Annotated in this window: 13 protein-coding genes and 2 pseudogenes; 6 read left to right on the forward strand and 9 right to left on the reverse strand. The window is 58.7% G+C overall.

The genetic code is table 11. The features are described 5' to 3' along the window. Positions 1 to 451: 451 nt before the first annotated feature. From BX592_RS12195 to BX592_RS12205, 3 genes and pseudogenes are all read right to left on the reverse strand, one after another. Positions 452 to 1,105: pseudogene (locus BX592_RS12195) on the reverse strand (substrate binding domain-containing protein); the annotation flags it as partial. Positions 1,106 to 1,123: 18 nt separating this feature from the next. Beyond that, on the reverse strand, positions 1,124 to 1,786 hold the full coding sequence (locus BX592_RS12200; RefSeq protein WP_134192039.1) for a DedA family protein: 663 nt from the start codon (positions 1,784 to 1,786) through the stop codon (positions 1,124 to 1,126). A gap of 107 nt (positions 1,787 to 1,893) precedes the next feature. Beyond that, the gene (locus BX592_RS12205) at positions 1,894 to 2,901 is read right to left on the reverse strand and encodes a LysR family transcriptional regulator (protein WP_134192040.1); all 1,008 of its coding nucleotides are present in this window, start codon (positions 2,899 to 2,901) and stop codon (positions 1,894 to 1,896) included. A 324-nt stretch (positions 2,902 to 3,225) separates the two neighbouring features. Between BX592_RS12205 and BX592_RS12210 the strand changes: the two genes are divergently transcribed. Beyond that, on the forward strand, positions 3,226 to 3,753 hold the full coding sequence (locus BX592_RS12210; RefSeq protein WP_134192041.1) for an Ohr family peroxiredoxin: 528 nt from the start codon (positions 3,226 to 3,228) through the stop codon (positions 3,751 to 3,753). Positions 3,754 to 3,816: 63 nt separating this feature from the next. Here BX592_RS12210 and BX592_RS12215 read toward each other — a convergent pair whose 3' ends face one another. The 3 genes from BX592_RS12215 to BX592_RS12225 form a co-directional block, all read right to left on the reverse strand. Then, entirely contained in the window at positions 3,817 to 5,007 is a 1,191-nt protein-coding gene (locus BX592_RS12215) for an MFS transporter (RefSeq protein WP_243849526.1), read from the reverse strand. A gap of 146 nt (positions 5,008 to 5,153) precedes the next feature. Further along, on the reverse strand, positions 5,154 to 6,158 hold the full coding sequence (locus BX592_RS12220; RefSeq protein WP_166676343.1) for a methyltransferase: 1,005 nt from the start codon (positions 6,156 to 6,158) through the stop codon (positions 5,154 to 5,156). A 470-nt stretch (positions 6,159 to 6,628) separates the two neighbouring features. Beyond that, on the reverse strand, positions 6,629 to 7,684 hold the full coding sequence (locus BX592_RS12225; protein ID WP_134192044.1) for an AraC family transcriptional regulator: 1,056 nt from the start codon (positions 7,682 to 7,684) through the stop codon (positions 6,629 to 6,631). Between the two features lie 241 nt (positions 7,685 to 7,925). Here BX592_RS12225 and BX592_RS12230 point away from each other — a divergent pair, with 241 nt between their 5' ends. After that, positions 7,926 to 8,783: a LysR family transcriptional regulator gene (locus BX592_RS12230; protein WP_134192045.1), complete on the forward strand. Its 858-nt coding sequence runs from the start codon at positions 7,926 to 7,928 to the stop codon at positions 8,781 to 8,783. 30 nt (positions 8,784 to 8,813) lie between these two features. Here the strand turns inward: BX592_RS12230 and BX592_RS12235 are convergent, their stop codons facing one another. The 3 genes from BX592_RS12235 to BX592_RS12245 all read right to left on the reverse strand — a co-directional run bounded on the left by BX592_RS12235 (position 8,814) and on the right by BX592_RS12245 (position 12,048). Then, the gene (locus tag BX592_RS12235) at positions 8,814 to 9,452 is read right to left on the reverse strand and encodes a LysE family translocator (RefSeq protein ID WP_134192046.1); all 639 of its coding nucleotides are present in this window, start codon (positions 9,450 to 9,452) and stop codon (positions 8,814 to 8,816) included. 86 nt (positions 9,453 to 9,538) lie between these two features. Next, the gene (locus BX592_RS12240; RefSeq protein ID WP_134192047.1) at positions 9,539 to 10,171 is read right to left on the reverse strand and encodes a glutamine synthetase beta-grasp domain-containing protein; all 633 of its coding nucleotides are present in this window, start codon (positions 10,169 to 10,171) and stop codon (positions 9,539 to 9,541) included. 497 nt (positions 10,172 to 10,668) lie between these two features. After that, entirely contained in the window at positions 10,669 to 12,048 is a 1,380-nt protein-coding gene (locus BX592_RS12245) for an epoxide hydrolase family protein (RefSeq protein ID WP_425021598.1), read from the reverse strand. Positions 12,049 to 12,102: 54 nt separating this feature from the next. Between BX592_RS12245 and BX592_RS12250 the strand changes: the two genes are divergently transcribed. From BX592_RS12250 to BX592_RS12265, 4 genes and pseudogenes are all read left to right on the forward strand, one after another. After that, entirely contained in the window at positions 12,103 to 12,690 is a 588-nt protein-coding gene (locus BX592_RS12250; RefSeq protein ID WP_134192049.1) for a TetR/AcrR family transcriptional regulator, read from the forward strand. A 301-nt stretch (positions 12,691 to 12,991) separates the two neighbouring features. Further along, a pseudogene (locus BX592_RS12255) lies at positions 12,992 to 13,318 on the forward strand (lipid-binding SYLF domain-containing protein); the annotation flags it as partial. Between the two features lie 181 nt (positions 13,319 to 13,499). Further along, positions 13,500 to 13,733 carry a hypothetical protein gene (locus tag BX592_RS12260; RefSeq protein ID WP_134192050.1) on the forward strand — a complete coding sequence of 78 codons (234 nt, stop codon included), beginning with the start codon at positions 13,500 to 13,502 and terminating at the stop codon, positions 13,731 to 13,733. 163 nt (positions 13,734 to 13,896) lie between these two features. Next, positions 13,897 to 14,304 carry an AtzH-like domain-containing protein gene (locus BX592_RS12265; protein WP_134192051.1) on the forward strand — a complete coding sequence of 136 codons (408 nt, stop codon included), beginning with the start codon at positions 13,897 to 13,899 and terminating at the stop codon, positions 14,302 to 14,304. Positions 14,305 to 14,416: the final 112 nt, after the last annotated feature.

Raw genomic sequence — 14,416 nt, forward strand, 5'->3', positions numbered from 1 at the left:
GGCGTGCTGCGGGGAAACGACGTGCATACGACCTGACGAGCATGCTTTTCGTCACTCATGGTTTTCCCCGAAACGAGTGACCACGGCCGATCATCAGGGTGACCCGCGAGACGCAGACTATCCGCACAATATGACAGCCGTGCACGAGCGTCCATTGGCTCGTCGCGCCGCGGGTCGCCGTACGCTTCGTGCCGCCGCTCGCGGCGTCATGCAACAACGAAGGCGCGTCTGCTCTATCGAACCTCCGCGTCCTTTCGATGCCAATCTGCTTCACTTCGAAAGACAATGGGTGGCGCACATGCGCTTTATCCGAACGTCACGCGCTTTCAGTCATGAGCGTGGGGATGACTGGAGTCAGCCGTCGTTCGGTCGAACACCCGTAGAACGAACGCGATGTATGGAGGGGATGGAAACGCCATGCACCCGTTAGCGTGAATGGCGTTCTCCAGGGTTAAAGATCGAGGGCATGCATGCGTGCCGTCATGTAATCGACGAACACGCCAATGTGCGCAGGAAGAGGCTGACGGTCCAGATAGCAGAGGTAGTGACCGCCGTCGTTTGGCGCGTACTGCGAAAGGCATGGTACCAGTCTGCGTTCAGCGAGTAGGCCACAGACCTGATAAGCGGGCAATTGAGCGATTCCGAGTCCATCGAGGACCGCCTGCACAATCAGGCCCGCATCGTTGAACGTGTGCCGTGCGAAACGCTGGTGTCGTTGCACAAGACCGTCAACCTTGAATTCCCACGCCTGGATGCTGTCTGAAGCGATCCGGAAATTGATGCAGCGGTGCCTCGCCAGTTCGGCGACATGTTGAGGCAAACCGTGCGCGCGCGCGTAAGCGGGCGATGCGCAGACAATTCTTTGCATCGGCATCAGCCGACGCGCAACGATGCTGCTTCCGCCCACGCGATCCTCGCTAAACGAGACGTCTATCGGATCTGTCGCCAGGCGGGCGGGGTGATCGCTCAACAGCAGTTCCAGCGCGATCTCCGGATATTGAGTGTGAAAGCCGCTTAATAGCGGTGCGACGATCTTCCGGCCGAATCCCGGCGTCGAGAGGATGCGAAGTTGGGCGCATTGCGGCTCAGGTCGGAGACTCGGCATATAGACGCGTGGAAGACATCATATTTTGGTTGAAGCACCCGCGCCGATCGGTAATCGTTCACGGGTTCTTTCAGGCAATAAGCGCCGGACGTGCCGATACGCTATAACCAGCGCCAGCGCGACGACAATTGCCATCAACGCCTGCCAGCCGTAACGAAAGAAAAGCGCAACCGTGCGGTCGATCTGCGACGCGAACATCGCGCCAACGGACAATGCGACCAACGCCCAAAGGCCAAGCCCGACGCAATCGTGCAAAACGAACGAGCGTAGCTGGACTGCCATTGCGCCGCATAGCGGCGCGGCGATCAACGACAGTCCGGGCACGAAGCGCGCGATGAGCAGCAGACGAACGCCCCAGCGTCCAAAGAAGCGCTCGATAGCGGCCATGCGCGTGCGGTGTGCCATCAATAAGCTGCACACGCAATGAAACGTGCGTTCGCGATAACGCTTGCCGCTCTGAAACCAGACAAGATCGCCGAGCGCGCCGCCGATGACCGCGGCGGCGAGCATCGCGCCTGATTGAGTGAAGGTGGACGACAAACCGTCTGTCGCAAACGACAGGCTCGCCCCGGCGATTACCAGAGTGGGCGACGCAGGCAACGGCAGGCCCACCGAAGATCCAAACACACTCAGGAATACGATCAGCACGCCGTATTGCGCGATCAACTCGTGCGACAACATGATGTTCTCCTTCACCTGCAGCCAGGCGTCAGGAGCAATCGTAGGCGTGGAGAACGCGCGGCAGTAGGACCGCGATGGGGCTCACCGTGTTGACGTTGCCTCAACAATCAAGGGCAAAACGGCAGGGAAACGACTTCGGTGGCGCACTGCAAATCGAGCGCGCGGATCTGCTCGGTCATATAGTCGATAAAGACACGAATGCGCGCGGGCAATTGCTTGCGGCTCAGATAGCACGCATAGTGGCCGCGATCGTTCGGCGCGTACTGCGGGAGGCAGACATGCAGACGGCGCGCGCGCACCAGTTCGCTCACCTGATAGGCCGCGAGCTGCGCAATGCCGTGGCCGGAAAGCACCGCCTGCAACACGAGTTCCACATCGTTGAATACATGCAGCGCTTTCGGAGTGACTTTCTGGCTGACACCGCTCACCTTGAATTCCCATTCGGCGACGCGGCCCGAAGCGAGGCGAAAATTGATGCAGTGGTGAACGTCGAGTTCTTCGACTGTGCACGGCAAACCGTGTGCGCTTGCATATTCGGGCGACGCGCACACCATCATCTGCATCGGAATCAACTGCTTCGCGACGATCTGGCTGTCGTCCATCTTTCCATCACGAAACGCGACGTCGATGCGCTCCGCGGTGAAATCGGCGGGGCCGTCTTTCAGCATGAAATCGATCGAGATTTCAGGGTACGCCGCATAAAAGCCATTGAGCAGCGGCGCGATGATCTTGCGACCGAAGCCCGTTGTCGAGCAGATGCGCAACTGGCCGCGCGGCGGTCCCTGGCGAAGTTCGCGCATGTCTTCGAGCGCCTGGACGATGCGCTCCACGCCCGGATTGCAGTTCTGGTAGAAGAGCTCGCCCTCGCGTGTCAGCGCCGTGCTACGCGTGGTGCGCTGGAAGAGCCGTGCATCGAGCTGCGCTTCGAGTTTCTGGACGTTACGGCTAACCGCCGAACGGCCAATGCCGAGCCGGTCGCCGGCCTTCGCGAAGCTGCCTTCGCTGACCACCGCGAGGAACGAAATCACGCCGGCGTAGCTGGTGGCGAAGCTGGATGCGAGGGTATCTTCGCTCACTGCGGGTGAGGAAGTCGTCAGATCGGTCGAGACGAGCATGCGCGATTCACCGTTCAGTTTTCGAGCCAATGCAGCAAACTACCGCAAAGCTGCGGCAGCCGCCGACCTGTGTCGGCAATCCGCACGAACCGGGACTGAGGCGCCGGGCCGGCATGCGTACGGCCGCCTGCTTTTTCGAATCTGCATTTATACGCAACGCTTACATAGGTTACAACCCTACCTTTCCCTAGCTCATTTTCGTCGGATGTTTCGATTGTTGCTTCCAGGGAAACATCATGCGCACGCGAGGGCCGCTTCCGCGTCGCCCCGCTCGTGTCTACGATGAGCAACAGGGGAAATGGCTTTAACTTAACGACACCAGTCATGGATAAATTGACTCCGCCACCGCTGACACTGCTCGATAAATATCATGGTCCGGAGTTCCAGGGACTGTATACGGCTCAGATCCGCGTGACGGGAGGGGAGGCCGCACACGGCAGAGCGTCCGGTGTGATTCGCTCGGACGACGGCAATCTCGAGCTGGATTTGCGGTTACCCGAGGCGCTGGGCGGTCCAGGTGGCGGTACGAATCCCGAGCAGCTGTTTGCGGCCGGCTATGCGGCGTGCTTTCATGGCGCGCTGATGCTGATCGCCGCGAAAAACGGCATCGAACTGGGCGAGGTCGCGGTCGATGCCGCTGTGACGTTTGGGCGCGACCCCGTGGACGGCATGTATATGTTGACCGCCGACATTAGCATTCATTTGCCCGGTGTCGAGCGCGCGATTGCCGAGCAGCTCGTGCGCAGCACCGAACGCGTGTGCCCATACGCGAAGATGGCGAGGGAGGGAATCGCCAGCGTGATCTCATTGCACGTGGACGTGCCGGCTGCCGATGGCGGTGTAGCAAAGTAAAGCCCGCTGCTGGTTTTAGCAGCGGGCAACGTTGTTTGCCGGCGCCGTCAAGCGAATGGAGCGTTATTTGGGCAACGCGATGCTCTGCCTGACTGCTGTTGTTCTGCAAAGAAGCAACGACAGGAGCACTGCGACGAAGGCGGGAGACGCGATTACCAGATAGATATGACCCACCGAAGCGGCGTGCTTTAGCAAAGAACCCACCGCGAGCGGAGCGAAGACCTGCCCGAAGCGCCCGATCGCCACGACGCCACCGACACCTGACGCGCGTATCGAAGCGGGATAGATCAATACGGCGATTGCCAACAGTTGCGCGCTTGTCGAGCCGATGAACGCGCCCGTAAGCAGCGCGAAAATATCGAGCAACAGCGTGTTTCCGCCCGACTGACCGAGCATACACACGGCGATGGCACCGGCGAGAAAACTCAGCGGCAGCGTGACTTGCGGCCGATAGCGGTCGAGCAGACTGCCTCCGCACAAGGTGCCCAAAACGCTTCCCAGATTGAACACGCCGACGACCAGCGCAGTTGTAGTTTCGTGTGTACCAAGCTGATGCAGGAGCGGGGACGTCCAGAGCGCGACGTCGATCAATACGACAAAGCAGGTCAGCGACACGGACCACAGAAGCAGTGTGGGTCCTGCACCGATGGCGCTCAACACATCGCGGGGGGAAACGCGGGGGAGCTGACGGGTCGTTGTGATCTCAGTTTGCGTATAGCGGTGATCGGCCTTTGTCCACGCGCGTTGCCGAGCCGCCGTTATCGCCATCACGATGACAATGACGAGCGGCACCGCCCCGCCAAGGTAGAACACCCACGGCCATCCCAGCTTCGGCGCGACGTGCGCGGTGAGCATCGCGCCGACAAAACCTCCCGCCGGGATGCCTGCGAACAGCGCCCCCGTCACAACGCCGCGCAGGCGCCGTGGAACAAGCTCGGCACACAGTGCAAGAAGATTCGGCAACGCGGCGCCCAATCCAACGCCGGTCACGAAGCGACACGTCAAAAGCGCAGCGACGCTCTTCATTTGCGGCAATACGAATGAAGACACGGCGAACACGATGACGCTCGCCATCAGGGTCGGCCATCGTCCAAACCGATCGCCGACCGGGCCAAGGCAACACGCGCCTAGCGCGGCGCCGAGCAGGCCCGCGGAAAATATCTGTCCGAATGCGGCAATTGGAATGCCCGTGGCTCGCGCAATGGCAACGGCATTGAAACCGATGGTCTGTGTATCCAACCCGTCCATCAGCACAATCAGCAAACACAGCGCGACCATCGCCCAATCCGGTCGCATCGGCTCGACACCTGCTTCAAAGCTGTTGTCCATTATCTGTTCGGCGCTGATCCGGATAACGAGTGATTCGTTTTGTTTATCGGCGGAAAGGGCGGCTACATGCGCTATACGGCTTCGGCCTCGATTAGCCAGAAGCGGGTGGAACTCGGCTTGACCGCGGTCAGAGCAAATCCGGTCGCGGAGAACAACGCGCGGAACTGGTCAATGCTGCGTTCCCGGCCACCTAGCACGACCATCATCGTTAGATCGATTAGCGGGTTGAAACGGGCGTCGCCCGGCTCACCGACGATCATTTCCGCGACGATCAGACGGCCGCCGGCGCGAATCGATCGTCTGCAATTGCGCAGAATCTCGATGCAAGCAGCGTCGTCCCAGTCATGCAGGATAAGTTTGAGCAGATATACATCCGCTGGCGGCAGCGCATCGGAGAAAAAATCGCCTGAGACTGTCGAGAACCGGCTAGCGAGGCCGCGCTTTAGCGCTGCATGCATTGCCGCGTCGGCAACCTCTTGCCGATCGAACACTACGCCGTTAAGCGAAGAGTTCGCCTCCATAAGCGCATGCACAAAACTGCCGCTCGCGCCGCCGACATCCACGACGACATCAGCGGCACGCGTTTCAACGAGCTTGCCGACTTCGCGATCGAATGACACCGACGCGCTTCGCATCGCGTCGGAAAAGATCGCCCCTTCGGTCGGGAACCGGGAGAAGTATTCCCACAGGTTGCAGCCGAGGGTGGCGACTGCCTGCGGTTCGCCCGTTTTGATCGACACGTCCAGTCGTCCCCACGGCAACCAGTGGGAATCCGCGGTCTGCGCGAGCGCATAGCTTCGAAGCGAGGCCGGGTCGTCTGCACGCAATGTGAGAAGAACTGGCGTCGCGGCAAAGGTGGACGTGCCGCTATCGTACGTCATCAGTCCAACCGACACGCAGGCTCGCATCAAACGATCTGTCGCATCGACATCGAGATTCGATGCTTCCGCGATTTGAGTCGGCGTGCTCAACCCATTGTCGAGATGCTCGACCAGCGAATGAACGCATACCGCACGTATGATCTGCGAAATCTTGAATGCGGCGATCATCTCGAACATCCGGGCGTGCGAGTTCATTGCCGCGGACGACTCAGCGCGATCCGACGACCGCGGGGCGACATTACTCTCTTTCATTTTTGCAAGGACATCCAGGTGCCGATGACGCGACCCAGCCATTGAACAAGTATCACCATGGCTGCTTTTGCACGTTGTGACGTCAGGTGAGCGTCATCAACCGATTGATGCAATGCACCTCAGCGCTCTTGAAAGAAGCACTGAGGCGATTGACTTCCGCTTTACTTTACCGGTTGATCCGAAATTGATTTTGACTATGACGGACGAGTTCGGGTCAAAACGGCCGCGTCACTATGGGCTGCGCTCTGAATTTGCCGAGCGAACCTATAGCGGGAACCTGACATCAAGCATTCGCTTTGCTGTCTTGATGATTCGGCCGCGGCGCCTTCTCGTGCGCGCATCGTCATTGCGGCCGACGGAACCCGCAACACACGGAATACGCCTGCGATGTAAAGGGCCTTTGCCCCCACAAGTCAACCTGGTTTGTGCCACTGCCGCCATTGATTGGGTGTCTCGCCAGTCATCAGCTTGAATACCCGCGTGAAGTGGCTTTGCGCGCTAAAGCCGCACGCTTGCGCGATCTGCGTGATGGTGTCGTCGCTATGCGCTAGCCGCGACTTGGCCTTCTCTATACGAAGGTTCATGAGCCACCGATGCGGCGTCTCGCCTACCTGTTGAGTAAAGGCCCGCGCGAAGTGGCGCACGCTAAGTCCCGCCGCTTCGGCAAGGATCGCAATACTCAATTTCTCGTGAAGATGATTGTCGGCGACCTCGGTGACGCGCTGCAAACGCCACGCGGGTATGAGCACGCGACGCTGGTCAGTTTCCGTCGTGGTGCCCGCGCGTTGCAGCAGATGCGCAATGAGTGCCATGAGTATGCCCTCGGCCAGTAGCGGATCGGTCGGGTTCTGCGCGAGCGACGCGCGCCACAAACGTTTCATTCCGCCTGCGATGAAGGGGTCTTCCCACGTATAGTGCGTGAGCGAATCAAGCGCTTGTGCGAGATTGTCCGGCATCGCGCTACCGAGTACGCTTTGCATCGTACTTGTGGGTAGCAACAGCAACAGAAGCTTGCGATGTCCTTCCACGCGCCACCGGCTTTCAAGGCCGGCCGGCACGACGAGCAGTCGCCCAGGGATCGCGCTGCAATGGCGCCAGCCGTCTCCGATGTTCCATGACCAGCGGTTTTGCGCCACACTCGCGAGCGGCAGCGCTAGCACCGTTTCCGGGATCTCGGGGTCCGTGAAGTCATGATCGGACAGCTCCGCTTCGATCATCCCAAAAGGCAGCCGCCCGCTTAGCCCACGATGCCGCTGCGGAAATGTTGCGTATTCCGAGGTGCGGAAAAACTCTGCGTAGTTTGACCAGCGCTGCCCGGTAGCACGCGGGTTGTCGTTCGATTGCAGCTTGTCGGATGACTCGTTTGCTGCCGTGGCCGACGACGTGGCGTCGTCCGGTGATTTCTTTTCGCTCGGATTACTAATTGCGTTCAAGACGCTTGCCTCGACCAGATACAGTAGTTCGCTCAATCCAGACACGCACGGCCAGATGCCGGCGGATCACCTTTCAAAGTCCGTCGAACGCAGCATCGATGTGCTGCATGCGGAATCTTTCGCTTGTATTGGGGGGGAAGACAGCAGGTCGAGCGCCGCGTTGAGCAGCACACTTCCTCGTCGGACGCAGAAGAGGTGAGCCGCAAACATACCTGAGCGGTTTCACGGATAATAGCGAAACTTTTTTATTGCTTTGATTAGTGTTGCTAATGCGAAGATGACGAAGAATCTTGAGATTGGTTTGCTCCGTGCATTCGTCACGATCGCCGACCACGGCAGCATGACCGCTGCCGGAAATGCACTGCATCTGACGCAAGGCGCGATTAGTCAACGGATCGCACGGCTTGAAGCACTGTCCGGGCAGCTGTTCTTTCGCGATCATCGGGACGTGCGGCTTACGCCAGTGGGAGAGCGGCTACTCGGACACGCGCGGCGTCTGCTCGATCTTCATGATGGCCTGGTCGCCGAGATTGCGGAAGATGCGCTGGCTGGCAAGATTCGTCTCGGCGCGCCGCAAGACCTCGTCAGCACACACCTCGGTTCAATTCTGAAAGCTTTTGCTCAATCGTATCCCCAAGTCGAGGTGTCACTGGTTTGCGACGCATCGCCAGAACTATTGAGAGTGCTCAAGCAAGGGAAGATCGACATCGCGCTTGTCGAGGAATTGCCCGGATCTTCGCGCGGAGAATGCCTGGTTGTCGATCGTCTCGTGTGGGTGGGCGCAAGAGGGGGCACCGCGCATAAAAAAAGTCCGCTACCGATCTCAATGGTTGCGGAGACATGCGCGTTTCGGCGGCCAGTGCTGGACGCGCTTCGTAAGCAGGACAGATCGTGGCGCACGATGTTCGAAAACGGTAGCCACGATGCAACCGTAGCGACCGTCCGTTCCGACCTGGCGATCACGGCGTTCCTTGCGTCGACGGTGCCACCGGGACTCGATATATTGGTGCCGCAAAGCGGACTGCCTGTGCTTCCTTGCTTCGAGATCAATCTTTATCTGTCGGCGCGCAGGAGTCCGCCCGCGGTCGTTGAACTTGCGCGTCACCTGCGGGATGGCATGATGAGATGCCGCTAGACAGCGGCATCTTCGCGTCGCCCCGATCGTTCATGCCAACATGACGAGGCGAATGGCCAGTAGAACCAGTAGAGCGCCTAAGATCACGTCGACCGGGCGACGCAATCTTTCATAGACCGATCTCGTCGATCTTGAAGAAAAGAAGAGGGCAAGTGCCAGATGCCACGAGCCGGCGATAAAGGTAATGGTGAATATCGATGCGCAGCGAACCCAAAGCGGCGAACTCGACGGTAGGGTCGCTGCGAAGAGGCTGCCAAAAAAGACTAGCAAAGTCGGATTGGTCAGGTCGGTAATCAGACCTCGACGCAACGATACCCAGCCGTTAAGCACCGACCCCGGTCGTGTCGGCGCCGACGCGGTCGTTCTTTCCCGGGACATGAAACTCGCCAGAATCAGGCTTGCGCCGAGATAGACCAGGTAGATCGCGCCGAACAGTTTGACGGAATGTACGAGGTTCGGCAGTTTCGAGGTCAGGAAGCCAAGACCGAAGGCCGCTGTGGTGGACCAGATAAAGCAACCGAGTGCGACACCCGCGGCTGCGAAAACGCCATTCCTGCGAGCATTGAGAGAAAGCGACGTGACGTTAACGAAGTCGGGGCCCGGTGACGCACAGGTGACGAAGTAAATCGATGCAAGGCTAACAAGATTGTAGGTGTAAAGGCTGGCCATACGGTTTCCGGTTTATTCGGGAAATCAACATTCCGGCCGTGGTCCCGCTTGATCAGGCAGGACCACGGGTACACCGGGCAACCTGTCTATAGCGAGTAGTACAGTTCGAATTCGACCGGGTGCGTGGTCATGCGAACGCGCTGCAGTTCCGCTCCCTTCAGTTCGAGGTAAGCGTCGAGCATGCCGTCCGTGAACACGCCGCCGCGCGTCAGGAACTCGCGGTCCTTGTCGAGCGCTTCGAGCGCCTGATCGAGGCCGGCACACACGGTCTTCACGATGCAGCCCGACATATCGGTGCTCCACTGCACCGAGTCGAAAATGAAGAATTCGGGTTCCGGACCGAAGAATGCCGTGTCGCCCAGACCGGTGCTCTTCAGGTATGCTTCAGCGCGCTTCGCGAGCGAGCGCGAGTCGCGTCCGTAGCCCTTGCCGTCTGACGGTTCGATCACGTCGCAGGTCAGCACCAGGGTCGATTCTTCGTAGAACGGATCGACGAAGGCAGTGTTCGGATCCGGCACGAGCAGCATGTCCGACGCTTCGATGCCCTTCCAGCCGGCAATCGATGATCCGTCGAACGCATGGCCGCTTTGGAACTTGTCGTCATCGAATGCCGAGACGGGGACCGACACGTGTTGCTCCTTGCCTCGTGTGTCGGTAAAGCGCAGATCGACAAACTTCACTTCATTCTTTTTTATCAGTTCCTTGACTGATGTCACCATGTTATCTCCGTCTATTGCTTCACGTTGTCAGGCACCGTCATCCTGATACGTCATGAGATTAGGATGCCAGAGGGTTGTCGGGGTCTTGCGACTGCATAACGCGCAAAACTAGAACAAGCGACGGACTCACGCTATTCCAGGCCATCATTCGTCCCCATCCTGAACGAAAGAACGTCGCCTGCTGCGGCATTTCCCGTAATACGCAGCGTGAAACGCGTGCAACTAAGTGTTCTCAACGCGCGGCGGCTCCCTCAAACCGGGTACGCGCGTGCTTGAACGAATCCGATTGCCGACTCGCGAAACATCTCGTGCTCCGCGGAGAATGCAAAGTGACCTGAGTTGACAAATTTGACGATCGGGAACGGGGCAGACCTGGTGACGTTGCATTGCGCGCGACGATGCGGCATCCTGGTGACCGTGCGGTCGTGCGCGACTGACGTATTCATTCGTACATGGGAGAGCTCAAAGTACCGGTCGAGCTCAAGCGGAGCTTCGACTCATTGTGTGGAAGTTGCGTCGCGCAATACACGGAAGGCTTGCCACATTTCCGTTGCGAACAGTTCAGGCTGTTCAAGCGCGGCGAAGTGTCCACCTCGGTCGACTTCGTGCCAATAGAAAAGATTCGACCATGCAGCCTCGGCCCACGCACGCGGTGCAAAGTAATTTTCACGTGGCGAGAGGCTGGCAGCCATCGGAAGCTCGATACGAGCGGACGATGCGCGAGTCGATGAAAAAAATGTGTGTTCGCGGATTGTCTTGCCGGCGCAACTCTCCCAGTAAAGGCGGGCACTGCTGGCTCCGGTCCCGGTAAACCAGTAAAGCGAAATATCGTCGAGCATCTGGTCACGCGTCAGCGCATCTTCCGGATTGCCGCGATTGTCCGTCCATTCGCCGAACTTCTCGTACATCCACATCGCCAACGCCAGCGGGGAATCGTTTAGTGCGTAGCCGATCGTCTGCGGGCGGGTGTTCATTTCGTCCGCATAGCCGGCGTTGCGGTCGAGGAACAGGCCGATCGATTGCAATGCCCGCTGCTCGTCGTTTCCGGGACGCGTCGGAAGCACTTCGGGCGCGACCAAAGGCAGGTTCACGTGTGCGCCGATCAGACCTTCGGGCCGCTGGCTGGCCAACGCATGCGTGATTGCAGAACCCCAGTCGCCGCCTTGCGCGACCCAGCGTTCATAGCCGAGCCGTTCTCGCATCAGCACAGCCCACGCTCTTGCAATGCGCTCAATGTTCCACCCTTTTTCGGCGGGTTTATCCGAGAATCCGAAGCCGGGTATGGATGGCACGACCACATCGAACGCATCGTCGGCTCGCCCGCCGAACTTTGTCGGATCGGTGAGCCGTTCGATCACATCGAAAAATTCGATTACCGAACCGGGCCATCCATGCGTGAGAATCATCGGAAGCGCTCGCGGATGCGGCGAACGTGCATGAATGAAATGAATGCCGATACCGTCGATGCGCGTACGGAACTGTGCAAAGCGGTTAATGCGCGACTCGAACTTTCGCCAATCGTATTGATTGACCCAGTAATCGACCAGCGCTTGCGCACAAGCCAGCGGCACGCCTTGCGACCAGTCGTTCACGGTCTCACGCTCGGGCCATCTGACGAGCTTCAACCTTAGGCGCAGGTCGTCGATAGCGGCTTGCGGAACGTGAACTTCGAAGGGCGTAAGGCCTTCCGTGACGGGCGGAAGTGCGAAAGCGGGGCAGCCGCCGGGGATGGAATGTTGCGTATCGGCGGAGTAGCAAGAGGCGGCCATGTTTGGCTCCATGTGCGGCCTGCCAGCGAAGCCATCACTGGCAGAGCGAAGGTGATTGTTTTTTGTGGCATGTGCTACAACTGTGGGGCCATCGTCTTCTTTCCTCATTCCGCCGTCAAGTATTTTCTTTAACGATCGCTACAACACGCGTATACTCACGACATGGGACGAAAAATTTCATTCGACTATGACCGGGCGCTTGACGCCGCAACGTTGCTGTTCTGGAAGAACGGCTACGCGGAAACTGCGTTGCGTGACCTGCTGGAAGCGATGGAGATCGGCGAGGGTTCGTTCTACAACACGCTCAAGAGCAAGAAAAATCTTTATCTGCTGTGTTTGCAGCGGTATCAGGAAAAGGAACTGCATGCGCGCGTGCACGCGTTGGCGTCAGCGCCGACCGCGGCGCTTGGCATTCGTGCATTCTTCGGCCGTATCCTCGATCGACTCGACAACCCGAATAGTCCGTCACGCCTGTGTATGTTTGCCGCGATGGCCGAGGAAGAAGTGCTTGCGGAGCCGGACCTCCGAAAACGCGCGGAGAAAGGTTTAGACGACGTCCGCACTCTGTTTCTGGCACGGCTGACCCATGATAGGGACGAAGGCGTGCTTGCGCCTTCGCTTAATCCGCCGGTCGTTGCGGCGGTCATTACCACCTACTTGCAAGGGCTCTGGCGTATGGCGCTGGTCGGCTATGATCGTGGCGGTTTTGAACAGCAAATTGAAACATTCCTGAGTGGAATGGGGCTTTAAAGCACTTATAGCGTGTTCGTCCGGGGGCGGAAAAATGAACAAAAAGAGTTCGCGACTTCGCATCGCTGCTTCGATTTGACGGGAAAGGACGCGTTTTACGCGTTGCGCAATTTAGCCGCAGTTTTGCCAAAGCCGAGCTGACACCGACCACGCTTGACCCGTCAATCCGCCCCCGGACTCTTGCACATCCGCTGTATGCATACCGAAAGGGCCGATCATCGGCGGACGTGCGCCGCCAATCCGTTCAAACCCGGGCCACGTCACCCATCGCGTTTGCCCGGTTCGTCCGATACGGGTTTTCCAGTGTGGGGAAGGCGCATTGCGTGTGGGAGGGAAATCGGTCGGCTACTACAGCACGGTATCGGGATCATTTGGCTTGCAGGCAGGTGCACAATCAAAAGCGATGATTTTCCTGTTCATGACCGAGGACGCACTAAACAGCTTCCGCCATTCCAAAGGCTGGTCGGCCGGCGGTGAAGGGTCGGTCGCGTTGTTGAAAGTCGGAACGAATGGCGTACTCGATACGACAACGGCCAGCGCACCGGTCAACGCGATCGTGCTGACCAACGCGGGTGTGATGGGAGACGTCTCACTGTCCGGAACCAAGGTGTCCCGACTGAAGATTTGAGCGTGGAAGGCTCATTGCGACCCATGCGTCGACCGTCTTTTCCCCTGCGGTATCGAGCGCCGCCGGGTCGGCCGGTCGTACTGCGAGGCTTATCAGATGCATTACATGGTTGCACTCCAGTGACGTTAGCCTTTGTGGCCGTCAATGAACGGCGCTCCCTTGCCAAAGATGCGAACGATGCATGCGCCACTACGTGAGCTTGAAATTTGTTATTCTGAATTACATGCTCAAACGGATCAAAGCTAGCGCTGTCGATGCCACGCATCAGATCGGTCCGCGGCGCGGACCGCATGACAGCGACAATCTGCGCCACACCATCGTTCACGCGGCTTTGCGGGGACCCGTTACCGGCTGGCGAGAGCGCGACAAAGCAAGTGTGTCGAAATACCGAAGCGCCGTGCATGTCCGGAAATGACAGTCAATCCGTCATTTCGGTGACGCTCCGCGACCGATATGCTTCAGACATTCCGAATAGTCACTTAAGCGAATATGCGCAACACAAGGTGCCGCGGCGATTTCACCGGGACAGGTGAAGGCATGCGGTCTCGCAAAGTCTGGTCGATATCGTCATTTGCTTTATGAACGTCAATATTCCGTATGTCGTCGCCGAAGTTGCAGTTGCCCATGCTGCGTACGAGAAAGCCTTAGCAGACAACGACATCTTTCAGATCAACGCGTTAACCTGGACAGACCCGCAGGCAGTCCATTACCGTTTAGAGGACATGCATCAACGCGCGCGCCAAAGCCGCAAACTGAACGCAAGCCTGCACCCGTTCAGTAACGGCAAAACGGCCGCAACCACGACGATCACGACGTTCGAACACGACCACGCTACCGTGAACACGGAGTTTCCCGAGCTGTATGGGCGACGGACTGTGGTGTGGGCGCGTATCGGGCCCGACGCTCAACCTGAGGCAGGTTTGCATGGTGGCTGGAGAGTCGTCGCGTCGCATGAAAGCGTGATGTACAGTCGTCGGTCTTTCTAGCTCGCGCGGATTGCGCGAATGAGTTTCACTGAATCGGAAGCGCCAGGCACTCGATGAATATCGACCTATAATCGTTCAGACATCCCGCGACTGGACGCGATGGAGGACAGCC

Source organism: Paraburkholderia rhizosphaerae, assembly GCF_004366595.1.
GTDB classification, from domain to species: Bacteria; Pseudomonadota; Gammaproteobacteria; order Burkholderiales; family Burkholderiaceae; genus Paraburkholderia; species Paraburkholderia rhizosphaerae.

Bases quoted from the DNA above. Each gene is read 5' to 3' on its own strand.
- BX592_RS12200 (WP_134192039.1), bottom strand. From the start codon at position 1,786: ATGTTGTCGCACGAGTTGATCGCGCAATACGGCGTGCTGATCGTATTC.
- BX592_RS12205 (WP_134192040.1), bottom strand. From the start codon at position 2,901: ATGCTCGTCTCGACCGATCTGACGACTTCCTCACCCGCAGTGAGCGAA.
- BX592_RS12210 (WP_134192041.1), top strand. From the start codon at position 3,226: ATGGATAAATTGACTCCGCCACCGCTGACACTGCTCGATAAATATCAT.
- BX592_RS12220 (WP_166676343.1), bottom strand. From the start codon at position 6,158: ATGAACTCGCACGCCCGGATGTTCGAGATGATCGCCGCATTCAAGATT.
- BX592_RS12230 (WP_134192045.1), top strand. From the start codon at position 7,926: ATGACGAAGAATCTTGAGATTGGTTTGCTCCGTGCATTCGTCACGATC.
- BX592_RS12235 (WP_134192046.1), bottom strand. From the start codon at position 9,452: ATGGCCAGCCTTTACACCTACAATCTTGTTAGCCTTGCATCGATTTAC.
- BX592_RS12240 (WP_134192047.1), bottom strand. From the start codon at position 10,171: ATGGTGACATCAGTCAAGGAACTGATAAAAAAGAATGAAGTGAAGTTT.
- BX592_RS12245 (WP_425021598.1), bottom strand. From the start codon at position 12,048: ATGAGGAAAGAAGACGATGGCCCCACAGTTGTAGCACATGCCACAAAA.
- BX592_RS12250 (WP_134192049.1), top strand. From the start codon at position 12,103: ATGGGACGAAAAATTTCATTCGACTATGACCGGGCGCTTGACGCCGCA.
- BX592_RS12260 (WP_134192050.1), top strand. From the start codon at position 13,500: ATGCGCCACTACGTGAGCTTGAAATTTGTTATTCTGAATTACATGCTC.
- BX592_RS12265 (WP_134192051.1), top strand. From the start codon at position 13,897: ATGAACGTCAATATTCCGTATGTCGTCGCCGAAGTTGCAGTTGCCCAT.